Source organism: Acutalibacter sp. 1XD8-33 (genome assembly GCF_003612555.1).
Lineage (GTDB): Bacteria > Bacillota > Clostridia > Oscillospirales > Acutalibacteraceae > Acutalibacter.
In genome coordinates, this window is record NZ_RAZF01000005.1 from 143,836 (window position 1) to 166,369 (window position 22,534).

Annotated in this window: 19 protein-coding genes and 2 pseudogenes; 4 read left to right on the forward strand and 17 right to left on the reverse strand. The window is 62.5% G+C overall.

The features are described 5' to 3' along the window. Positions 1-2: 2 nt before the first annotated feature. From D7X94_RS06140 to D7X94_RS06155, 4 genes and pseudogenes are all read left to right on the forward strand, one after another. Entirely contained in the window at positions 3-989 is a 987-nt protein-coding gene (locus tag D7X94_RS06140; RefSeq protein ID WP_120426847.1) for a sensor histidine kinase, read from the forward strand. A gap of 367 nt (positions 990-1,356) precedes the next feature. Next, positions 1,357-2,118: pseudogene (locus D7X94_RS06145) on the forward strand (ABC transporter ATP-binding protein); the annotation flags it as partial. 118 nt (positions 2,119-2,236) lie between these two features. After that, positions 2,237-4,264 carry an ABC transporter permease gene (locus D7X94_RS06150; RefSeq protein ID WP_120426849.1) on the forward strand — a complete coding sequence of 676 codons (2,028 nt, stop codon included), beginning with the start codon at positions 2,237-2,239 and terminating at the stop codon, positions 4,262-4,264. 152 nt (positions 4,265-4,416) lie between these two features. Continuing rightward, a complete protein-coding gene (locus tag D7X94_RS06155) occupies positions 4,417-4,719 on the forward strand; it encodes a hypothetical protein (RefSeq protein WP_120426850.1) in 303 nt (100 codons plus the stop codon). Between the two features lie 176 nt (positions 4,720-4,895). On the opposite strand, the gene D7X94_RS06160 is transcribed toward D7X94_RS06155, so the two are convergent. From D7X94_RS06160 to trmFO, 17 genes and pseudogenes are all read right to left on the reverse strand, one after another. Then, complete coding sequence (locus D7X94_RS06160) at positions 4,896-5,387, reverse strand: hypothetical protein (RefSeq protein WP_120426851.1); 492 nt, start codon at positions 5,385-5,387, stop codon at positions 4,896-4,898. A gap of 63 nt (positions 5,388-5,450) precedes the next feature. Beyond that, positions 5,451-7,979, reverse strand: coding sequence for a leucine--tRNA ligase (gene leuS, locus D7X94_RS06165; protein ID WP_120426852.1), 2,529 nt, complete (start codon positions 7,977-7,979; stop codon positions 5,451-5,453). Between the two features lie 439 nt (positions 7,980-8,418). Further along, the gene (locus D7X94_RS06170) at positions 8,419-8,940 is read right to left on the reverse strand and encodes a hypothetical protein (protein ID WP_120426853.1); all 522 of its coding nucleotides are present in this window, start codon (positions 8,938-8,940) and stop codon (positions 8,419-8,421) included. A gap of 3 nt (positions 8,941-8,943) precedes the next feature. Further along, a complete protein-coding gene (gene rsfS, locus D7X94_RS06175; RefSeq protein WP_120426854.1) occupies positions 8,944-9,303 on the reverse strand; it encodes a ribosome silencing factor in 360 nt (119 codons plus the stop codon). Positions 9,304-9,485: 182 nt separating this feature from the next. Further along, the gene (yqeK, locus tag D7X94_RS06180) at positions 9,486-10,070 is read right to left on the reverse strand and encodes a bis(5'-nucleosyl)-tetraphosphatase (symmetrical) YqeK (RefSeq protein WP_120426855.1); all 585 of its coding nucleotides are present in this window, start codon (positions 10,068-10,070) and stop codon (positions 9,486-9,488) included. 13 nt (positions 10,071-10,083) lie between these two features. Continuing rightward, positions 10,084-10,683 carry a nicotinate (nicotinamide) nucleotide adenylyltransferase gene (gene nadD / locus D7X94_RS06185; RefSeq protein WP_120426856.1) on the reverse strand — a complete coding sequence of 200 codons (600 nt, stop codon included), beginning with the start codon at positions 10,681-10,683 and terminating at the stop codon, positions 10,084-10,086. Then, complete coding sequence (locus D7X94_RS06190) at positions 10,680-10,976, reverse strand: YhbY family RNA-binding protein (protein WP_120426857.1); 297 nt, start codon at positions 10,974-10,976, stop codon at positions 10,680-10,682. Before D7X94_RS06190 ends, nadD begins: the two co-directional genes overlap by 4 nt. A gap of 16 nt (positions 10,977-10,992) precedes the next feature. Then, positions 10,993-11,589 (reverse strand): GNAT family N-acetyltransferase, encoded by a 597-nt coding sequence (locus tag D7X94_RS06195; RefSeq protein ID WP_120426858.1) that lies wholly within the window; start codon positions 11,587-11,589, stop codon positions 10,993-10,995. Next, positions 11,586-12,152: an RdgB/HAM1 family non-canonical purine NTP pyrophosphatase gene (gene rdgB, locus D7X94_RS06200; protein WP_120426859.1), complete on the reverse strand. Its 567-nt coding sequence runs from the start codon at positions 12,150-12,152 to the stop codon at positions 11,586-11,588. Before rdgB ends, D7X94_RS06195 begins: the two co-directional genes overlap by 4 nt. A gap of 345 nt (positions 12,153-12,497) precedes the next feature. After that, positions 12,498-13,400: pseudogene (ftsY, locus tag D7X94_RS06205) on the reverse strand (signal recognition particle-docking protein FtsY); the annotation flags it as partial. Between the two features lie 271 nt (positions 13,401-13,671). Continuing rightward, the gene (smc, locus tag D7X94_RS06210; protein ID WP_120426861.1) at positions 13,672-17,235 is read right to left on the reverse strand and encodes a chromosome segregation protein SMC; all 3,564 of its coding nucleotides are present in this window, start codon (positions 17,233-17,235) and stop codon (positions 13,672-13,674) included. Further along, positions 17,232-17,744 (reverse strand): GNAT family N-acetyltransferase, encoded by a 513-nt coding sequence (locus tag D7X94_RS06215; protein WP_120426862.1) that lies wholly within the window; start codon positions 17,742-17,744, stop codon positions 17,232-17,234. The genes smc and D7X94_RS06215 overlap by 4 nt, the downstream gene beginning before the upstream one ends. A gap of 1 nt (position 17,745) precedes the next feature. Then, positions 17,746-18,237 carry an AAA family ATPase gene (locus D7X94_RS06220; protein ID WP_120426863.1) on the reverse strand — a complete coding sequence of 164 codons (492 nt, stop codon included), beginning with the start codon at positions 18,235-18,237 and terminating at the stop codon, positions 17,746-17,748. 151 nt (positions 18,238-18,388) lie between these two features. Further along, on the reverse strand, positions 18,389-19,405 hold the full coding sequence (locus D7X94_RS06225) for an elongator complex protein 3 (RefSeq protein WP_243111208.1): 1,017 nt from the start codon (positions 19,403-19,405) through the stop codon (positions 18,389-18,391). Between the two features lie 3 nt (positions 19,406-19,408). After that, positions 19,409-20,089 (reverse strand): ribonuclease III, encoded by a 681-nt coding sequence (gene rnc, locus D7X94_RS06230; protein ID WP_120426864.1) that lies wholly within the window; start codon positions 20,087-20,089, stop codon positions 19,409-19,411. Positions 20,090-20,120: 31 nt separating this feature from the next. Beyond that, positions 20,121-21,128, reverse strand: a complete 1,008-nt coding sequence (plsX, locus tag D7X94_RS06235; RefSeq protein WP_120426865.1) for a phosphate acyltransferase PlsX — start codon at positions 21,126-21,128, stop codon at positions 20,121-20,123. Next, positions 21,113-22,432: a methylenetetrahydrofolate--tRNA-(uracil(54)-C(5))-methyltransferase (FADH(2)-oxidizing) TrmFO gene (gene trmFO, locus D7X94_RS06240; RefSeq protein ID WP_120426866.1), complete on the reverse strand. Its 1,320-nt coding sequence runs from the start codon at positions 22,430-22,432 to the stop codon at positions 21,113-21,115. Before trmFO ends, plsX begins: the two co-directional genes overlap by 16 nt. Between the last annotated feature and the right edge of the window lie 102 nt (positions 22,433-22,534).

A 22,534-nucleotide genomic window follows, 5' to 3' on the forward strand; every position in this document is an offset into this window, starting at 1 on the left:
CCATGCTGCTGATACATTATATATGGGACCGCCGCCGGACAGTCCTCTGCGCCCTGACGCTGATGCTGGCGGCGGCAGGGCTGTTTTGGCTGTACCGCCTGCCCTTTATCCCCCTGTTCTACGCCTTTCTGATCCTGGGGATTCTGGGCGCGGGGCTGTTCGGCCTGCCAGATTTTCTCGCCTACCACAGGCGGTACCGGGCGGCGGAAAAGCTGCGGCGCATGGCCCCGGACCTTTTGGAGCCCGTGGAGGCCCTGGGGGCCATGCCCCAAAAAATGCTGCTGGAATCTCTGGAGCTTCTGCGCCTGCGCACGGCGGAGCTGGAGCGCCAGCTGAACGGCCGCCAGGAGGACCTGCTGGAATACTACACCCTCTGGGTGCATCAGGTGAAAACGCCCCTGGCCGCCATGGGGCTGATTTTACAGTCCCGGCCGGAGGACCGGGAGGCCCTGGAGCAGGAGCTGTTCAAGATCCAGCGGTATGTGGAGATGGTGCTGGGCTACCTGCGCATCCACTCCATGAGCGCCGACCTGCGGCTGGAGCCGCACCCGGTGCGGCCCATCGCGGCCCAGGCGGTAAAGAAGTTCGCCCCCCAGTTCATCTATAAGAAGCTCCGCCTGGAGCTGGAGGACTTTCGGAATCAGGTGGTCACCGACGAGAAATGGCTGCTCTTCGTCATCGAGCAGCTGATCTCCAACGCCATCAAGTACACCCCCGCCGGGACGATCACCATCTCCATGGACGAAAACGACGTGCTCACCATCCGGGACACGGGGATCGGCATCGACCCCGCCGACCTGCCCCGTGTGTGCGAGCGGGGCTTCACGGGCCAGAACGGCCGGGCGGAAGCCGCCAGCACGGGCCTGGGACTGTACCTCACCAAGCGGGTGCTGGACAAGCTGCAGAACCCCATGGAGATCCTCTCTCAGCCGGGAGAGGGCACCGCCGTGAAAATCCACCTGCGCCGCCCCAGGCTAGGCAGGGACTAAGACCTTGGGGACTCCGTCCCCAAACCCCTGCAAGGGGCCTAACGCCCCTTGACCGCGCAATGTCACTCCTCACTGTCGTTCGTCGTGAACGTTTACGATGGACAACATTGACCGGTCCAGCGGGTCTTACGCTGGCGGGGGTGTGGGGCGCGGAGCCCCACGACCTTGCCGGAGGCGGCGATCTGTGCCGCCGCAGGCCTTAATAGTACTCAAAAAGCACTTTTGCCAAGCCCTGCTGAGGCGCTTCCAAAATCGCCGACCTTACAAAACTGTAAGGTCGGTGATCCTTTTCGTAAGGCCAAGTTATGGATTTTGTAAGAATTGGCGTTTATAATGGAGCCATGCTAAAGAAAAGGAGAGATTTCAAGTGGCTCTTTTAAACGTGGAACATCTGAAAAAAGTATACTCTAACCGCCTGGGCGGCGCCCGGGTTCAGGCCCTCCAGGACGTGAACTTCACCGTGGAGCAGGGGGAGTTCGCCGCCATCATGGGCGAGTCCGGCTCGGGCAAGACCACCCTGCTGAACATTCTGGCGGCCCTGGACAAACCCACCAGCGGCCAGGTCTTTCTGAACATGCGGGACATCGTCAGCCTGAAGGAGCGGGAGATCTCCGCCTTCCGCCGGGATAATCTGGGCTTCGTGTTCCAGGACTTCAACCTGCTGGACACCTTCTCCGTCCAGGACAACATCTTCCTGCCCCTGGTGCTGGCCGGAAAAAAGTACGGCGAAATGCGCCAGCGCCTGGAGCCCATCGCCCGCAGCCTGGGCATCGAGGAGCTTCTGCAGAAGTTCCCCTACGAGATCTCCGGGGGCCAGAAGCAGCGCACCGCCATCGCCCGGGCCATCATCACAAGGCCCCAGCTGATTTTGGCCGACGAGCCCACCGGCGCGCTGGACTCCCGCTCCGCCGGGCAGATCATGGACATCTTCACAGAGGTGAACCGCCAGGGCCAGACCGTGCTCATGGTGACCCACTCCATCCAGGCGGCCAGCCGGGCCGGGCGGGTGCTGTTCATCAAAGACGGCCAGGTATTCCACCAGATCTACCGGGGGAATATGAGCGACGACCAGATGTATCAGAGCATTTCCGACACCTTGACCGTGCTGGCCACCAGCGCCCCTCAGCCGCCCCAATCCCCCGCGTTCGAATATCCCGGCGGAGAGGGCCCCGCGCAGCCGGCGCCGGGTTCCGCCGGGGCAGGGCAGTCCGGCTCTCAGGGAAAGCACTTTGAAGGGGGAGAAACGCATGTTTAAGCTGTATCCCCGGCTGGCCTGGCAGAATCTGCGGAAAAACTACCGGGTCACCGCCCCCTATCTGCTGTCCGGCTCCGGCATCATCATGATGTACTATATGATCTCCGCCCTGACCAAGGGCGCGGCAAGCTCGGAATTCTACGGCGCCCGCACCACAGCCTCCGTCCTGGAGCTGGGCGTGGTGGTCATCGCCATTTTCGGGGCCATCTTCCTGTTCTACACCAACAGCTTTCTGATGAAGCGCCGGAAGAAGGAGCTGGGCCTCTACAATATTCTGGGCATGGAAAAACGCCACATCGCCGGGGTCATCCTCACCGAAACCCTTTTCACCGCCCTGATCTGCCTCCTCTTCGGCATCGGGCTGGGCCTGGCCTTCTCCAAAGCCCTGTTCCTCATTCTGGAAAAGCTGCTGGGCATGGCGGACGTGGTCCCCTTCCTCATCCCTCCCGACGCCATCCTGAACGCCGCCCTCCTGTTCGGCTGCATCTTCCTGGCAACCGCTCTCTATAATATCTTGCAGGTGCGGCTCTCCAAGCCCATCGAGCTCCTCCACGGAAGCGAGACAGGCGAGAAGGAGCCCAAGGCCCACTGGCTGCTGGCGGTGCTGGGGGTAGGGCTGCTGGGGACCGGGTACTATCTCTCCCTGTCCATCACAAACCCCATAGACGCCCTAGTCATGTTCTTCGTGGCGGTGGTGCTGGTGATTCTGGGCACCTACCTGCTGTTTATTGTGGGCATCACAGCCCTGCTGAAGCTGCTGAAGAAGAACAAGAGCTTCTACTACAAGACCAGGCACTTCACCACAGTTTCCGGAATGCTCTACCGCATGAAGCAGAACGCCGCGGGCCTGGCCTCCATCTGCATTCTCTTTACCTGCCTGCTGGTGACGGTCTCCACCACCTTCTCCCTCTATACCGGCGTGGACGACGCGGTGGAAAAGCGCTGCCCCCAGGACATCCGGCTGAGCTTTTCCGGCCCTACCGAAGAGGAGCTGGAGCAGATGCGCCAGAAGGCAGACGAGCTCTGCGCCCAGAACAACGCCCAGATGGAGAACCTGTATGAGGCGCGGGCCTGGCTGCTGGCCTGCTCCCGGGTGGACGACACCCTCTATGTGGGCGACGGCCTGATGAGCTCCACCTACGCCTCCTTTGACGTGTATTCCCTGGAGGACTACAACCGCTTTTTCCATGAAAGCAGGACTCTCGGGCCGGACCAGATTCTGCTCTACGACCCGGCGGAAACCTTCCCCTATGACACCATGACTGTTTTCGGCAAGACCTATCAGGTGGAGAAGATCGACCTGCCCGGCCGGAACCAGGACACCAGCTACCTGATGGGCTACGAGAGCTATTCCCTGGTGCTTAACGACCCGGCGGTGATCCAGGGCGAGAAGCTATATCTGGATGATGAAGGCAATGGAAGAAACCAGTCCTGGTACTGGGCCGAGTATACCTACGCCTTCGACATCGCGGGCCACGATACGGAAACCGTGAAAGCCGTCTATAACGGCATAGACCAGTGGTTGGATGAATCGTGGCACAGCTGGCAGGCCTACGAAAACGGGGAGGGCCTCTCTTTGGGCCGTATGTGCAAGCCTGAAATCCGGGAGGACTATCAGACCCTCTATGGGGGCGTATTCTTCCTGGGGCTCTTCATGGGGGCCATGTTCCTCATGGGCACGGTGCTCATCATCTACTATAAGCAGGTATCCGAGGGCTATGAGGACGCCAAGCGCTTTGACATCATGCAGAAGGTGGGGATGAGCCGGCATGAGGTGAAGAAGAGCATCCACAGCCAGGTGCTTCTGGTGTTCTTCCTGCCCCTGGTGACAGCCATCATCCATCTGTGCTTCGCCTTCCCCATGCTGCAGAAGATTCTGGCGCTGATGAACGCCGTCAACTTCCAGCTCATCCTCGTCTCCATGGCGGGCACGGTGCTGATTTTCAGCGCGGTCTATCTGCTCATCTATTTGCTCACCGCCCGAACCTACTATAGGATCGTGGAAAGCGCCAATTCCTGATATAATGTACGCAAAGCGTACATTCGGAGAAGCCCTGAGGCGCAAAGCGAGAGTTAAGTGTGCTCAACTCTTCCTCTTCTCCCTGCGGGAAAGCACCGGACTTCTCCAAGCAGATTTATGACATAATGAAAATCTTTCGAAGGGGGATTATGATGACTCTGTCTATCTTCAGTCTGCTGGGCGACCTGATGGGCGCTGGCTGGCATCTCATCACCGGAATTCTGGATGTGCTCTGGAGGCTGGCCACGGGGAGTGTAAATATTCTGTTTCGGTTTCTGTCCGCAGTGTGCGATCTGCTCTTTTGGCCCATCTCCCGCGGCATCGACCGCATGTGGGATACGGCGGGCTGCGTGGGAACCGTCCTCGGCTGGGGGCTTGCCCTGCTGCTGGCAGCCTGTGCGGTCCTGACCCTGGGCATTGCGGCGCGGAACGCCTACCGGAAATACCGCCGGTAATAGTTAACGCAGTTCAAAAGAGGCGGAATACCTCTTTTAAACCCGGCGGGGAGGCTGCGACCTCCTCAGCCGCCTAGCTTGAAAATCGTTATTTCCCGATTTTCAAGTGCGTTTACTATAAAACCCTCAAAAAAGCTAGAAGAAAACCCCCGGTCTCCCGAGGGTTTTTCTTCATTCTATGAAATCTTAGCGTGGGCCTTGCGGTAGGTGTCGTTGTCCTTCCTTTGCAGCTCGCTTTCCACCTGCTTTATCTGCTTTTCCAGACGGTCCTCCTCCGGGCCCTGGGGCTGGTCCAGGCGCTTCCGCAAATCCTCCAGCTTCTTTTTCAGACGCTCAATCTCCCGGTCTACCTCATCAGTATCGGTGGTTGTCTGTTCCACCGGCCTTTCCTCAGACTGTTTAGCTCCGGGAGCGGCGTCCTTGTCCTCCGGCGCGTCGAAGCGAACCTTCGAGCCCTCCTCCCCCTGTTCCATCCAATAGCGCCCACTGGCCGCTTCCGGCTCCCTGGGGGTATACTGGTCCGGCTCCTGGTGGAATTCCGGCTTTCCAGCCTCCTCCACGGGCTTTTCCTGGGGAATCACCTTGGCCTCCTGGGCCCGCTGAACCTTTTGGGTCTGCTGGGCGACAAAATCATGGTTGATGGTATTCTTCACTGGATTCACTTGCATAGCCGCGCCTCCTTTTCTTTTCAGTATACATCCGGCCAGGCCGTCTGTCAACTTACGGTTTTCTTACTTCGTCACCAGATTCACCAGCTTGCCGGGAACGTAGATCTCCTTGACGATGTCCTTTCCGGCGGTCTCGGCGGCGATCTTTTCCTCGGCCTTGGCGGCGGCGATGGCGTCCTCCTTGGAGATGTCCGCCGGGACGTTGATCCTAGCCCGCACCTTGCCCTTGATCTGCACCACGATCTCCACGGTGCTGTCCTTGCACTTGGCCTCGTCATACCGGGGCCAGGGCTGCTGGCAGGCCATGCCCTCTCCCAGGGCGCACTGGGCCCAGACCTCCTCGGTGATGTGAGGGGCGAAGGGGTTCAGCAGCAGGGTGTAGAGCCGGAGCTCTCCCCGGGTGACGCCCTCCTGCCCGCCGATCTCGTTCATCAGGGCCATCAAGGCGGCGATGGCGGTGTTGAACTTCAGGGTCTCCGTGTCCTCGGTCACCTTCTTGATGGTCTTGTGGAAGGCGCTCTCCAGGGCGGGGCGCAGCTCTTCGCTGTCAATCAGGTTCTCCCGCAGGTTCCAGTACCGGTCGATAAGCCGGCGGCATCCCTTCACCCCGGCGGTGCTCCAGGGCGCGGCCTTCTCAAAGTCGCCCACGAACATCTCGTAGAGGCGCATGGTGTCCGCGCCGTACTCCTCCACAATGTCGTCGGGATTGATCACGTTGTTCAGGGACTTGCTCATCTTCACGATGGGATGGTCCGCCATCTCCCCGTACTTCTCCACCAGCGCGGCCTGAGCGGCCTTTTCGCTGCCAAATTCCGCCAGCATCCGCTTCTGCTCCTCCTCGGGCAGATTCTGGAAGTTGTGGGGGTTAAAGCCCAGAATCATCCCGTGGCTGGTACGCTTTCCGTAGGGCTCGGCGGTGGGAACCACGCCGATATCATAGAGGAACTTATGCCAGAACCGGCTGTAGAGCAGGTGGAGGGTGGTGTGCTCCATGCCGCCGTTGTACCAGTCGATGGGGGACCAATAGTCCAGGGCCTCCCTGCTGGCCAGAGCGTCCGGGTTGTGGGGGTCCATGTACCGCAGGAAGTACCAGGAGGACCCGGCCCACTGGGGCATGGTGTCCGTCTCCCGCTTGGCGGGCCCGCCACAGCAGGGACAGGTCGTATTCACCCAGTCCGTCATGTGAGCCAGGGGGGACTCGCCGGTGTCCGTGGGCTCATAGCTGTCCACCTGGGGCAGGCGCAGGGGCAGCTCGCTCTCCGGGATGGGCTGCCAGCCGCACTTCTCGCAGTATACCATGGGAATGGGCTCGCCCCAGTACCGCTGCCGGGAGAACACCCAGTCCCGCAGCTTGTAGTTCACCTTGGCGTGGCCGATGCCCTTCTCCTCCAGGTATTCCGTGATCTTCTTCTTGGCCTCCTCCACGGTAAGGCCGTCCAGGATGCCGGAATTTACCATCACGCCGGTCTCACAGTCCGTGAAGGCCGCCTGCTGGACGTCTCCGCCCTTCACCACCTCGATGATGGGCAGGTTGAATTTCCTGGCGAAGTCCCAATCCCGGCTGTCATGGGCGGGCACGGCCATAATGGCCCCGGTGCCGTAGCTCACCAGCACGTAGTCGCTGATGAAGATGGGGATCTCCTCCCCGTTCACCGGGTTGACGGCGGCGACCCCCTCCAGGCGCACGCCGGTCTTATCCTTGGCCACCTCTGTGCGCTCGAAATCCGACTTCCGGGCCGCCTGGGCCTGATACTCCCGCACGGCTTCCAGGTTGCCCAGGCGGTCCGCCCACTTCTCGATATAGGGGTGCTCAGGGGAGATGACCATATAGGTAGCGCCGTAAAGGGTGTCGGGTCGGGTGGTGTAGATAGTGAGGGTATCCCCGGCGGTGGTGTCAAAGTCCACCTCCGCGCCGGTGGAGCGACCGATCCAGTTCTTCTGCTGGGCCTTCACCCGGTCCGGGTAGTCCACAGTGTCCAGATCGTCGATGAGCCGCTGGGCGTACTCCGTGATTTTCAGCATCCACTGGCTCTTCACCTTGTGGACCACCTCGCTGCCGCAGCGCTCGCACACGCCGTTGACCACCTCTTCGTTGGCCAGCACGCACTTACAGCTGGTGCACCAGTTCACGTTCATCTCTTTCTTATAGGCCAGGCCGTGCTTATAGAGCTGGAGGAAGATCCACTGGGTCCACTTGTAGTAGTCCGGGTCGATGGTACACACCTCCCGGCTCCAGTCGAAGGAGATGCCCAGGGACTTGATCTGCCGGGTGAAGTTTTTGATGTTTTCCCGGGTGATGCCCTCCGGGTGCACGTGGTTCTTGATGGCGTAGTTCTCGGCGGGCAGGCCGAAGGCGTCCCAGCCGATGGGGTACAGCACGTTGTAGCCCTGCATCCGGCGCTTGCGGGCCACCACGTCCAGGGCGGTATAGGGCCGGGGATGGCCCACATGCAGGCCCGCGCCGGAGGGATAGGGGAACTCGATGAGGGCGTAGAATTTGGGCTTCCGGGACTTCTCTTCCGCGTGGAACACCCCGGCCTCCTCCCAGGCCTTCTGCCATTTGGGCTCCACGGCTTTGTGGTCGTATTTCATTGCTGTCATCCTTTCTGATGGTTTTCCGCCCCGCGGGGGGAGCCGGGCGGCAGAAGAAACCCCGGACGCCGATGGGAAACGCGCTGCGTTGCCCATCAAGCATCCGGGGCGAAACTATCTCAATTTCGCGGTACCACCCGTGATTTCGGGACATGCTCGCGCACATCCCCTCATAGCCTCCAACAAGGCTGGGCGTATAACGCCGCCGCACGTCCCGCACCTACTGAGCGCCGCGCCGTCCGCATGGCGCGCGCCTTTGGGTAGGGAAACTCAGGGACCAGTATACGCACCGCGCGTCCTGCCTGCTCGCACCAACCGCAGGCTCTCTGAAAGGCGGCCGCAGTGCCTTCTTCCCGTCACAGTCTTTCAATGTTTTTAAAAATTATACACTACCCGGCGGAGCTTGTCAAGGTATAAATTGAGAACACGCGCCGCGCTTTTAGGTCCCCTCCGGGTCAGGCCCCGCCTCGTATTTCATGAGGAAACGGTGCTCCTCCTCCATCAGGCGCTTGATTTCCGGCACGTCCTCCCGGGAGAGCCCGGGTATCGCAAGGGCCTTTGCCCCGCAGTGATAGCGCGTTTCGCCGTTCGGAAGCCCATAGGTATAGAGCCGCTGATCTATCGGCCCCTTGCAGAAATCCTCGCCCTTTGCCATGCAGTTTGGCTCCATATAGTTCTTCCCGCAGACGGCCTCGCGCACGATGTGGGAAAACCGCTGGGAATACCCCCGGCAGGCGGAAAAGCGCAGGGCAAAAAAGGGGTTCCCCTTCCGGTCGAAGCCGATTTTCGCTATCTGCTTATTGTGCTGGGCGCAGTTGAACACAATGGCCGAGCGCTGCTTCTTGGGATCGTATCCCAGCCCGGACAGATGCAGAATCAGTTCCCGGTAGACCCTGCCCAGCTCCGGGTCCAGGTTTGCCAGAAAGCCGTCGATCAGCTCCGCCTGCTTTTTCGTCCGCATAGTCTATTGTTCCTCCGCTTCGTCCTGCCAGCACACCTTGGCGCCGTCGGCCCACAGGCGGTCCAGATCATAGAAATCCCGGGCCTCCTGGGTAAAGACATGGACCACCACTTCGGTATAGTCCAGCAGAATCCAGCTGTCAGACCGGTAGCCCTCGATGCGGGCGGGGGCGATGTCCCGCTCCTTCAGCTTCTCCTCCAGCTCGTCGGAGAGGGAGCGCACATGGGTGCTGCCCCGGCCCGTGGCGATGACGAAATAGTCCGCCAGGCTGGAGATGGCGTCGATCTTGATGACGCTGATGTTCTCGGCCTTTTTCTCGTCCAGCAGCCGGGCCGCTTGTTTTGCCAGCTCAAAAGAATTCATATGTCACGTTCCTTTCTTTTTTGGAAGGATATTTATGGCCTCCGGCGGCTGGGGGTTCTTCTCACCTGCCGGTTCGGTCGGCGACGGGAAATCGCCACCGGCGATTATCGCCCCCAGACCCCACCAAACTTTTCCCCCGCTCCGCAGTCCGCCCAGCTGTCTTTTGGGAATTATCCGGCTGGTCAGCGCCGCTCCCGGCGGCTTTCCAGCTCCCAGAGGGCCTCGTTGTAGGCCTCGATGGACCGGGGTTCCAGGGTCAGCCGGGCCTCCATGCGCTCGGGGATGGTGAAGGCGATGCCCTCGATCATGACCTCCTCCAGGCTGCTTTCCGCCAGCGCCCGCAGCTCCTCCACGCCGGGATAGTCCCGGTCGGCGGAGATGTAGTCCGCCACAAAGAGCACCTTATCCAGCAGGCCCATGCCGGATTTTCCTCCGGTATGGCAGGCGATGGCGTCGATGATCTTCCGGTCCCGCACCCCCAGCACATGCTCCACGTAGGCCGCGCCGGACACCGCGTGCCAGAGCTTCACGTTCCGCCGCTCCGCCTCTGTGAGCATGATACCATATTTCTCGATGATTTTCAACTGTTCTTGCGGCGGCGTGTCCTTCATGATGTCGTGGAGGATTCCCGCAAGCCTCGACTGCTCCACGTCCGCGCCGTACCGCCGGGCAAGCTCCGCCGCGCACTCCGCCACACACTGGCTGTGGTAGAACCGCTGGTCTGTCAGGTGCTGTTTCACTTCCGCCTCGTATTCCGCAAAGGTCAATTCCGCCGCCTCCCTATGGGTATAGTTGATGTTCCCGGATATAGTCCGCCACCTTTGGGGGCACAAGCCCTTCCAGGCTCTCCCCCCTGGCCGCCAGCTCCCGCACCCGGGTGGACGACACGTCCCAGAAGGGGATGTCCTCCACAAAGCACCGGGCCCCCAGGGCCTCCAGGCTTTGCTTTTTTTTCTGGAGGGGAACCATCCCCTCCGGGCTTCGGGGGGACGCGCACAACGCCGCCCGCCGGAAGATCTCCGCCGCGTGGAACCAGCGGTCCACCGTCAGGAACATGTCCTCCCCCATGAGCAGGAAGAGCTCGTCCTCCGGGTACTGGTCCGTCAGCGCCCCCAGGGTCAGGGCGGTGTAGCTCTTTCCCGGCCGCTCCAGCTCTATGGAGGAGACCCGCACCCTCCCCCCGAAGGTCTCCGCCGCCAGGGCACACATGGCCGCTCGGTCCTCGCCGGACGCCAGATCCGGGGCCCGCTTGTGGGGCGGCACGCCGGTGGGGATCAGCAGGGCCCGGTCCAGGGAGAGCCGCCTCATGAACTCCCCCAGAATGTGGGTGTGCCCCAGATGGATGGGGTTGAAGGTGCCGCCGTAAACCCCGGTCCTCATGGCTTGGGCAGGGTGATCTTGGGCTGCTTGGGGTTGCGCCGGTACAGCACGAACCGGGACCCGATCACCTGGACCACCTGGCTGCGGGTGGCCGCCGCGATCTCCTCCGCCGCTTCCCGTGGGGATGCCGGGCAGGTGTCCGGCAGTACCCGGCCCTTGATCAACTCCCGCTTAGTCAGGGCCGCGTCGGCTTCCTTGAGAATCTCAGGCCCCAGCCCCCCCTTGCCCACGTACAGGATGGTGTCCAGTTCCACGGCCAAAGAGCGCAGATAGGCCCGCTGTTTGCTTGTCAAAAACGATCCCTCATTTCTAGTTTTCTATGGACAGGTCCTCCACAAAATGCTCCGGGTATTTCTCCCAGTATCCCATATATGTGGGCCAGTCCCCGTTCAGATTCAGCTGACACATCCGGAATACCACCGGGATGTTCTTGGGCTGCCACTGCTCCCGGTAGGAATAGCGGTAGGTCATACCCAGGGCCTCCATCACCCGGCCGCTGGCGGAGTTGTTCCTGTCGTGGGTGGCGGTGACGTAGGGCAGGCCGTCCTGGGCCAGCCGCTTCACCAGGGCCCGGCCCGCCTCGCTGGCGATCCCCCGCCCCCAGAACTCCCGCCGCAGTCCATAGCCCAGGTCATAGGGCTCTCTGGCCCCCAGGCCCATATAGCCCACGGGCACGTTGTCCTCCTTCTGACAGACGGCGTAGAAATACCCCTGGGGCCTCTCGTAGCACTCCACATAGTGGGCCCGGTAGAACTCCCGGGCCTCGTCCATGGTTTTCACCGGGAACCAGGGCAGAAACCGGTTCACCTCCCGGTGGCTGAAAATGGCGAAAATGGCGGGGATATCCTCCTGGGTGAACCGACGCAGGATCAGCCGCTCCGTCTTCAAAGTGGGGGTGTTGCTCATTTTCCCAGATACTCCCGCAGCTTCTGCTCAAACTCCGCGAAGGCGTGGCCCCGGTGGCTGCGGGCGTCCTTTTCCGCCGCGCTCAGCTCCCCGAAGGTGACCCCGTCCTGCTCGAAAATGGAGTCGTAGCCAAAGCCGTTCTCCCCCCGGCTCTCAAACCCGATGATCCCGTAGCACCGGCCCTCGGCCTCGATCCTGTCCCCATTGGGGAACACGCAGCATACCGCGCTGACGAAATGGGCCCCCCGCTGCTCCTTGGGCACACCCTTCAGCCTCTCCAGCACCGTGAGCCGCCGCTTCCCCGGCTCCGCAAACCGGGCGGAGTAGATCCCCGGCGCGCCGTCCAGGTAGTCCACGCAAAGGCCGGAGTCGTCCGCCACGGCGGGCAGGCCGGTCTCCCGGCAGGCCGCCTCCGCCTTGATATAGGCGTTCTCGGCAAAGGTGGTCCCGGTCTCCTCCGGCTCGGAGATGTCCATGGTGACGGCCTCAATGCCCATGGGCTCCAACAGCCGCTGGAACTCCACCAGCTTTCCCTTGTTGTGGGTTGCGATCACAAATTTCATAAAGAACCTCCTCCCTTATTGCCTGCTCTGCACCGTTAGCAGCAGGTTTCGGATCAGCCGCTGGTCGTCCCGGTCCAGCTCCCGGTCATCCCGCCACTGGTTCAGCCGGGGCAGCAGGTCCTGGACGCTCTCGTCCCGGTCCAGCCGACCCATCAAATCCTCCACAAAAGCCCGGAATCGCCGGTGCTTTTCCTCCGGTTCCTCGGCGGGTTCCTCCTCCGGGGGCTGGGGCGCGGGCTCTGTCTCTTTTGTTTCCTGGGGGACGGAAGGCTCCCCGCCGGCCTGGGGCGGAAGGGTTTCCTCCTGGGCCTTGGCAGGCTCGGGGACCGGCGCCCCGCCGGATGCGTCGAACAGCGCCGCCGCGAAGGCCTCGCCGTCGAAGGGCTGCAGGTCGTCGATCTGCTCCCCCACGCCGATGAACTTCACGGGCAGGCCCAGCTCCCGCTTGATGGGCAGCACCACGCCGCCCTTGGGGGTGCCGTCCAGCTTGGTGAGCACAATGCCGGTGATATTGGCCGCGCCCATGAACTCCCGGGCCTGGTTCACCCCATTCTGACCGGTGGCGGCGTCCAGCACCAGCAGGTTCTCCCGGCAGCAGCCCGGCAGTTCCCGGTCGATGACCCGGGAGATTTTAGCCAGCTCGTCCATGAGGTTCTTCTTGTTGTGCAGCCGCCCGGCGGTGTCGCAGATGATCACGTCGCAGTGCCGGGCCTTGGCGGCGGAGATGGCGTCGAACACCACGGCGGCGGGGTCGGCCCCCTCCCCGTGCTTGATCATAGGCACGTCCGCCCGCTGGGCCCAGACCTCCAGCTGGTCGATGGCAGCCGCCCGGAAGGTATCCGCCGCGCCCAGGATCACCGACTTGCCCTGGGCCTTCAGCATGGCGGCCATTTTGCCGATGGCGGTGGTCTTGCCCACGCCGTTGACCCCGATCACCAGAATCACCGTGGGCTGAGTGTCCAGATGGAGCTGGCAGTCCCCCGCGAGGATTCCCGCCACAATGGCCTTGAGCTCGTCCATAATCAGCGCCGGGTCCGTGATGCCCTTCTCCTTGATCACCCGCCGCAGCTCCCCGGTGATGAACTCTGCGGTGTCCATGCCCACGTCGCCCATGACCAGAAGCTCTTCCAGCTCCTCAAAGAGCTCCTCGTCGATTTTGGTGAAGGAGTTCACCATCAGGCTGATCTGCCCGCTGATGCTCTCCCGGGTCTTTTTCAGGCCCTGGCGGATTTTATCGAATAATCCCATGGTTTTCCCCTTTCTCCGAAAAATGAAACAAGATGTGCTTTTTAAGACCTTGGAGGCTCTGCCTCCAAACCACCGCCACCTTTGAAAAGGTGGACGAAACTTTTACCCACTCCTCACTTCGTTCGTCGTGAACTGTTTATGTGTTTGAGCTAAGCTAACCAGGGCAAAAGTTTTGCTCGAGCTTTTTCAAAAGCTCGCAGGGTGTGGGACGGCGTCCCACGACCTTGCCGTAGTCGCCGACCTGTGGCGACGGAGGCCACTCCGTATGATTCTAAGCGCTGAACTCCGCCGCCTCCTCGGTGCGCAGGGCCAGCAGCTTACTGATGCCCTGGTCCTGCATGGTCACGCCGTAGAGCATGTCGCTTCCCTCCATGGTGCCCCGGCGGTGGGTGATGGTGATGAACTGGCTCTTCCCCGTCATCCGCCGGAGATACTGGGCGAACCGGGTGACGTTCACGTCGTCCAGCGCGGCCTCGATCTCGTCCAGCACGCAGAAGGGCGGCGGGTTCACCCGCATGATGGCAAAGTAGATGGAGATGGCCACCAGGGCCTTCTCCCCGCCGGAAAGGCTCTCGATGTGGGTGACGATCTTCCCCGGGGGATGTACCTTGATCTCAATGCCCGAGCTGAGCACATCGCTGGGGTCAGAGAAGCTCAGCTCCGCCCCGCCGCCGCCAAAGAGCTCCCGGAAGATGCTGCCAAAATTCTGGTTGATCTCCCCGAAGCGCTCCGTGAACTGCTCCCGCATATGGGCGGTGAGCTGGCTGATGAGCTCCAGCAGCTCCTGCTTGGATTTCTCCGCGTCCCCCACCTGCTTCCGAAGAAACTCGTACCGCTCCGAGACCTCCTTATATTCTACCACGGCCCCCACGTTCACCGCGCCCAGGGCCTTGATCTTGTTCTTCAGCTCCGCCAGCCGCCGCTGGGCCCCGGCCAGGTCCTCAATCTCTGCGGCCTCCTCTTGGGCCTCCCGGCGGGTGAGCTCATACTCCTCCCACAAGCGGTTCACCAGGCCGTCGTACTCCTTTTGCAGGTTGTCGGACCGCTCCTGAAGCCGGGCCAGCTCCCGTCCGGCGTTTTCTCTCTGGGAAACCGCCTCCCGCTCCTGAGCCCGCAGCTCTCCGGCCTCTTTTTCCAGCTCTGTGCGCTTTTCCGCCGCCTGCTGGACTTCTTCCCGCTTTTCCTGGGCCTTTTGGCGGAGCGCCTCCACCTGTTCTCTCTGTCGCCGGATCTCTTCTTCTAGACCCCGGGATTTTTCCTCTAACCCGGCGATCTCCTGCCGCAGCTGTTCCCGCACCCCGGAGGCGTCCCGCTGGCGGGCCTCCATCTCTTCCAGGCTGGCCGCCAAGGCGTCCCTGTCCTTCCGGGCGGAGAATTCTTCCATGCGCAGGGCCTGCACCGCGCCGCCGATCTCCTCGCACCGCTCCAGCTGTTCCTGGCGGTCGCCGGTGAGTTCCTGGCTTTTCCGCTGCCAATCCGCTGCCTGCTTTTCCCAGTCCTCCAGGCGCTCCTGGCTTTCCTTCCGGGCCTTTGTCAGACGGTCCAGCCGTTCCTGGGACTCTGCCTGCTCTTTCTCCAGCTCACGGATGTTTTCCAGAATGGACTCCTGCTCCCGCTTGGCCTGGGTCAGCTCCATGGCCACCCGGGTCCGCTCTTCCTGGCAAGAGGCCAGCTCTCCCTGGGCGGCTCCAAGCTCCCCCTCGCAGGCGGAGAGCTCCCGCTGGCTCTCCTGGAAGGCCGCCGCGGCCTGCTCCGCCTGGGCCTGGAGGTCCGCCGCCTTCTCCCGAATCCGCTTGATCTCCCCGGACCGGCTGAGCAGCCCGGAATTCTTCGCCCGGGACCCGCCGGTGAGGGACCCGCCCGTGTTCACCACCTGACCGTCCAGGCTCACCACCCGGAACCGATAGCCGGTGCGCTTAGCGATAGCCACGGCGCTGTCCAGGTCCTCCGCCACGGCCACCCGGCCCAAAAGGGAGTCCCGGATTCCCGCGTATTTTCCCTCGCAGGAGCACAACTGCGCCGCCGCGCCCACAAATCCTGGAATTCCCTCCATCTCCCGGGTATCCATGGAACGGCCCTTCACAGTGGTCAGAGGCAGAAAAGTCGCCCGGCCCTGATCCCGCTGTTTCAGCAGGTTGATCGCCGCCTTGGCGTCCTGCTCTGTCTCCACCACAATGTTCTGCATGGCAGCGCCCAGGGCGGTTTCCAGGGCCACCGCGTACTCCTTGGGAACCTGAATCAGCCGGGTAACCGGCCCGCAGATCCCCCGGAGCATCCCCCGGCCGGACTCTTTCATCACCGCCTTCACACTCTGGCCAAAGCCCTCCAGATTCCGCTCCAAGTCCTCTAAGAGCTTGGCCCGGCGCAACTGCTCGTTGGCGTCCAGGGTGAGGCGGTCCATGGTTTCCCTGGCGGCGGCCACTCGCTTTCTCCGGCTCTCCAGCCGGAGTTGGTAGCCTTTGACGGCGTTCTCCTTGGCGGAGGCCTCTGCCGTGACCTGCTCCAAAAGCTCCTCCAGCTCCCGGGCCTCCTGCTCCGCAGCCTCCCGCCGCCGGGCCGTCTGGCGGACGTTCTCCTTCACCGCCATGGCCCGCAGCTTGATTTCCTCTATGGAGGACTGGACCGAGCTGATGCGGATCCGTTCTTCGGAGAGACTGGCGTTCACGCCCGCCAGCTTGGCGGCGGCCAGCTCGATCTCCCGGGTGGCCCGGTCGGCGCCCCGGCGCAGCTCCTCTAGCTTCCCGGTGAAATCCACCAGCTTCCGGCGGCTCTCCTCCATCCGCCGCTCCTCCAAAAGGAGCTGTTCCCGCTTTTCGGCCATCTCCCGGGCCGTCTCCTCGGTGGACTGCTCCGCCGCCTGAAGCTGTCCCGTCAGGCGCTCCCCGTCCTGGGCGTTGTGGGCGATCTCGCTTTGCAGCAGCCCAATCTCTCCCTCAACCCGCACAGCCTGCTCGTCCAGAGAAGAGGCCTCGCTCCGGGCGGCATCCATGGCTCCGGTGCAGTGGTTTGTCTCCCGGAAGTTCTCCTCCGTCCGTTGGGAAATCTCTTCGATCTTCTCCTCAATCTCCCGGTGCTGGGCCCTTGCCAGCCCGATCTTCTCCTGGTGCTCCCGCAGGGCCCCGGCGGAACGATTCAGAGTTTCCACCCAGATGCCGATCTCCAGGCTCTTTTTCTCCTCGTCATACCGGATAAACTGTTCCGCCTTCTCGGCCTGCTCCTTCAAGGGGCCCACCCGGCCCTCCAGCTCGGAGAGAATATCCCGCAGGCGCACCAGGTTTTCCTCCGCCTTAGAGAGCCTGCGTTCGGCCTCCTCCTTCCGGTAGCGGTAGCGGGAGATTCCCGCTGCTTCCTCGAAGATCTCCCGCCGGTCCTCGGACTTGGCCCCCACGATACTGTCAATTTTGCCCTGGCCGATGATGGAGTAGCCGTCCCGGCCCAGGCCCGTGTCCATAAAGAGCTCGTTGATGTCCCTGAGACGCACGGTGTTCTTATTGATGAGGTATTCGCTCTCTCCGGAGCGGTAGTAGCGGCGGGTGATAGCCACCTGATCGTTGTCAAAGGGCAGGGCCCGGTCGCTGTTCTCGATGGTAAGAGTCACCTCCGCAAAGCCCAGGGCCCGACGCTGGGGCGTGCCGCCGAAGATCACGTCCTCCATCTTCGAGCAGCGCAGCGTGCGCAGAGACTGCTCCCCCAGCACCCAGCGCATGGCGTCGCTGATGTTGCTCTTTCCGCTGCCGTTGGGGCCCACCACAGAGGTGATCCCCCGCTCGAAGCTCAGGGTCGTCTTGTCCGGAAAAGTCTTGAAGCCTTGCAGCTCCAGTGATTTCAATATCATTGGGTCAACTCCTGCTTTTTTAGATACGTCTCCCTGTCCAGATAGAAAAGGGGGTCGCCGTTTTCCTCGCTTCCGGCGGGAAGCATCCCGGCCTTTTCCATCACCCGGTAAGAGGCCTGGTTCTCCTGATAGCACCCGCCGTTTACGAACGCCGCCCCCGCATCTTGGAAAGCATAGTTCAAAAGGGCCCGCGCCGCCTCTGTGGCATAACCCCTGCTCCGGTGTTCCGGCTCTATGGAGTAGAAAATGTGCAGCTTGTCCCCGGAGGTGCCGTCCAGCCCGCACCAGCCGATGATGGTTTCCGGCGCGGACTTTTCCGCCACCCCCAGGCAGAGGTGGTAAATCCGCCCGGGGCGGTTCTTCCGGTGGTTTTCCGCCATCCGCTCCAGGACCCTCCCGGCCTCCTCTTCCGGGATGGGACCCCGTTCAAAGTCCCACATCCGGGCCACCTCTTTTACGTCCCGCTGTTCTACTGTCCTCAAAATTAAGCGCTCCGTGATCAGCTCCATACTAGTCCTCCAGGGAGTCAATGATTATCTTCATCTCTGCCGCCACCTCCCGGGGGGATTTCCCATCCGTGTGGATCACATGGTCCCCAGGGTAGGGCGGCAGGCGCAGCCATTCAAAGGAGCACTCGTTCTGGTCCCCCCGCTTTTTGTGCCGCTGGCGGAGGGTCTCTTCCGTGCAGGTGAGGGTGAAGCCCACCGTCTCAAAGCCCGCCGCCGTGATATCCCGCAAAATGGCCTCTCGGATGTTCTCATACATAGCCACCACCGAACAGAACACCACGTAGTCGAAATCCAGCCGCAGATAGTTGGACAGCACTGCGGACATGGCCTTGTCCCCCTCCCGCAGGCGGGGATCCTCCACGGAAAACGGATGCACGCACCAGCACCAGTCCCCATCCAGGTAGGCGGAGTTTTCATAGGCCTGATAGAGCAGGTCCGCCGCCGCGCTCTTCCCCACGCAGGGGGACCCGCTGACAATAATAAGCTTTTGCATGGGCTTCTCCTTTCTCCCACCGGCTTTTGCGCGGGTCCGGCCAAGGGCCGGACCCGTAGGGCCGAAGCGTGCTTCGGCGGAATTTCACCGGAGCCGGCCGGAGGCCGTTCCGGGAAATTCCCAAAAGCCGGGTCCAGCGGCTACCGCAGGCCTATAACTGATCTTCCAGTCTCTGTCGGAACGTAACTCGATACCCCCGGCGCGCCAGCTCCTCCAGATTGGCCTTCCTCTGACCTAGGGCTATGGACAGCTCCCGAGGGTCCACCTCCACCACGTACTCCCCAGGGCCGGACTGCTCCAGCACCCGGAGAAGCTGTTCCAGATAGACCCGGCTCTCCACCAGCTGCCGGAACGCCGGGTGATAAGGCCCGGCCAGCCGCTTTTTCTCCAGCTCAGGACTGGCATGCAGCCCCAGCCGGATCACCCGCACCCCCGCCCGCCGGAACTCTTCCAGCAGCACGGCGCACAGCTCTACCGCCTGTTCCAGGCTCTGGGGGCAATATTCCCCCCGGTCATACAGTCGGGCCAGCTCTGTGCCGGGCAGCACAAGGGTGGGATAAATTCGCATCGTGGCGGGCTTCAGGGCAATCAGCCGCCGGGCGGTCTCCAGGTCCCCTTCCGCCGTGCTTTTATAGAGGCCTGTCATCATCTGCAGGCCCAGCTCAAAGCCCCCGGCGCGAATCAGGTCCGCCGCTTCCGCCGTATCCCGGGCGGTGTGCCCCCGGCGGTTGGCCTGGAGTACCCCGTCGTCCATGGACTGGGCCCCCAGCTCAATGGCGGTCACCCCATAGGCGGAGAGAAGTTCCAGGGTTTCCGAATCCACGGCGTCCGGCCGGGTGGAGCAGCGGATCCCGTGGAAGCCGTACCGGTCTGCCGCCTCCTTGGCCGCGCTTAACAGGGCCAGCATATAGTCCCGGCGGATAGCGGTAAAGCTCCCACCAAAGAAGGCGATCTCCGCCTCCTTGCGCCTCTCTCCCAAAGACCGCGCCGCTATCTCCGCCGCCGAGAGCACGTCCTCCGGCGTGGGCGGCGGGGCATGGTTTGCCCCTGTGATGGCGTTCTGCTCGCAAAAGCTGCACCGCTGGGGACAGCCCAAATGAGGCACAAAAATGGCGATATTGGCATGTTTTCCCGGCCTCGCCGGATTCAGGGGTTCCAGAGAAATCACGCCTCAATACCCCATCAGCTCCAGGGCCTCCCGGGCGGCCTGCTGCTCGGCCTCCTTCTTGCTCCTGCCCCCGCCTTTGCCGATCACATTGCTGTTCAGGTGGACTTCCACCGAAAAATGCTTCTCATGGTCCGGTCCACTCTCCCCGGTGAGCACATATTCCAGCCGTTCCTCCGGATTCTGTTGGATGATCTCCTGTAGGGTGGTCTTGTAGTCCTTAAAGGCTTTGCCGCTTCGGGACTTCGCCGCCGGCCCGATAAACCGCAGGATGAACCGCTTCGCCTCCTCCAGGTCCCCGCTGTCCAGATAGATGGCCGCAGTGGTGGACTCGAACACGTCCGCCAGAATGCTGGGCCGCTCTCTCCCGCCGGAATGCATCTCTCCATGGCTCAGCCGCAGAAAGCTGCCCACCTCTAAAGACCGGGAAAAACCACACAGGGACTTCTCGCACACCAGAGCCGCCCGGGTTTTGGTAAGCTGGCCCTCAGGCAAACCCGCAAAATGCTCAAACAGGTACTCCGCCGTGACAAAGCCCAACACGGAATCCCCCAGAAATTCCAGGCGCTCATAGCTTTCGCATTTGTGCTCGTTGGCATAGGACGAGTGGGTCAACGCGGTTTCCAGCAGTTTTTTATCTTGAAAGCTGTAGCCGATCCGTTTCTCATATTCCTCCAGCGCTCGCATCCAGATCTCCTCTCTCCCCAAAAATGTGGACCTACCCGTTCTGTTTTCTGCCCAGCGCGTTCGCGATCTCCTCCACAAAGCCGGACTGGGTGCAGTCCCGCACCAGACGCAGGGCGTTCTCCACCGCGTTGGCCTTGGCGTTGCCGTGCATCTTGAACACCGGCTTTGCCGCCCCAATAATCGGCGCGCCGCCATAAGAATTATAGTCCATGGCCTTTTTCAGCCCCTGCAGGTCCCCGTAGATCATGGCCGCGGCCAGCTTGTTCTTCACACTCTTCTGAAAGATCCCCTTCACCATGCCCATCATGGCCAGGGCGGTGCCCTCGTAGAGCTTCAGTACCGTGTTGCCGGTGAAGCCGTCGGCCACGGCCACGTCGCACACCCCATAGGGAATGTCCCTAGGCTCGATATTCCCGATGAAGTTGATCTCCCCGCAGTCCCGCAGCAGGGCATGGGCCGCCAGGCGCAGGTCGTCGCCCTTGTGGTCCTCGGTGCCCACGTTCACCAGTCCCACCCGGGGATTCTCCACGCCCATCACCTTTTTCATGTACACGGAGCCCATCAGTCCGAACTGTAAGAGCATGTCCGGGCGGCAGGCCACGTTGGCCCCGCCGTCAGAGATCATGAAAGGGGTCTTGGTGCTGGGCAGCACCGGCGCGAAGGCCACCCGCCGCACACCCTTGATCCGCTTGACAATGCTGGTGGCCCCCACAGCCATGGCCCCGCTGTTCCCGGCGCTGGCAAAGGCGTCCCCTTTGCCCTCGGCCAGAGCCCGCATTCCCACCGCCATGGAGCTCCCGGATTTCTCCTTTAAGATCTGCGTGGGCTCGTCCTCCATGGTGAGCATATCCGTGCAGTGGAAAATCTCCATCTTGTCCAGCTGGTCCTTGAGGCCCAGCTCCCCGGCACAGGCCAGGAGCTTGTCCTTGTCCCCGGAAAGGGCGATGTCCACCCCTAGCTGGTCCATGGCGTGGGCGCAGCCCAGCAGGATCTCCCCCGGGGCGTTGTCCCCCCCGAAAGCGTCTACAATAATCCGCATGTCTTTCTCCTTTCTTCCAAGTCCTCCAGCGCCCTCTGGGCCAGCCGGGCATACCGCTGCCGCTTGTCCCGGATTTTCTCCGAGAGGGGCGGCAGGATGCCAAAATTCGCCCCCATGGGCTGGAAGTCCTTGCCCTCGTACCCGGACATGTACCGGCTCAGAGCCCCCATCATGGTGGTCTCCGGCAGAATCAGAGGCTCCCGGTCCCGGAGCTTCCGCAGGGCGTTGAGCCCCGCCAGAATCCCGCTGGCCGCCGACTCCATGTACCCCTCCACCCCGGTCATCTGCCCGGCAAAGAAGAGGCCGGACCGCTGGCGCAGGGAGAAGTCTCCTCTAAGCAGCCTGGGGGAATCCAGGAAGGTGTTCCGGTGCATCACCCCGTAGCGGACGAATTCCGCCCGCTCCAGGCCGGGAATCATCCCGAACACCCGGCGCTGCTCGCCGAATTTCAGGTTTGTCTGAAAGCCCACCAGATTGTAGAGCGTGCGCTCCCGATTTTCCGTGCGCAGCTGCACCACCGCCCAGGGGCGATGGCCGGTGCGGGGGTCCGTGAGGCCCACGGGCTTCATGGGGCCGTAGCGCATGGCGTCCAGCCCCCGGCCCGCCAGCACCTCGATGGGCATGCAGCCCTCGTACACCTTGGGGCCGTCCCGGTCCACGCCGTGGAGGGGCGCCCGCTCCGCATCCACCAAAGCGGCGGCAAAGCGCTCGTATTCCTCCTTGTTCATGGGGCAGTTGATGTAGTCCCCGGTCCCCTCCCCCCGGCCGTAGCGGTCGGCGGCAAAGCAGCGGTCCATGTCCACGCTCTCCGCCGTGACGATGGGCGCGGCCGCGTCGAAAAAGTACAGCCCGCCCCCGCAGAGCTCCCGGACTTTCTCCGCCAGAGGCTCCGCCGTCAGGGGGCCGGTGGCGACCACCGCCACGCCCTCCGGCAGCTCAGAAAGCTCCTCCCGGCGCAGGGAGATCAGAGGATGCCCCTCTATCGCCTCCGTGGCCAGCCGGGAAAACTCCTCCCGGTCCACGGCCAAAGCCCCCCCGGCCGGGACCGCTGTCCGCTCCGCGATGGGCACCAGGAGGGACCCCAGCCGGCGCATCTCCTCTTTCAGAAGCCCGGCGGCGGACTCGATCCGGGCGGCCTTCAGGGAGTTGGAACAGATCAGCTCCGCCAGCCCCTGGGATTTGTGGGCCGGGGAGAACTTCTGGGGCTTCATCTCGAAGAGCTCCACCGGCACGCCCCCCTGGGCGATCTGCCACGCGGCCTCGCATCCAGCCAGGCCCCCGCCCACAACCGTGATTTTTTCCATCCTAGCCCCCCGTTTCAGTGGTTTTCCCGCCCTTTTCCCGCTTCTTGCCATGGTTTGCCCAGGGGGCAAACCATGAAATCGAAAACCGCCCCGCGGTTTTCG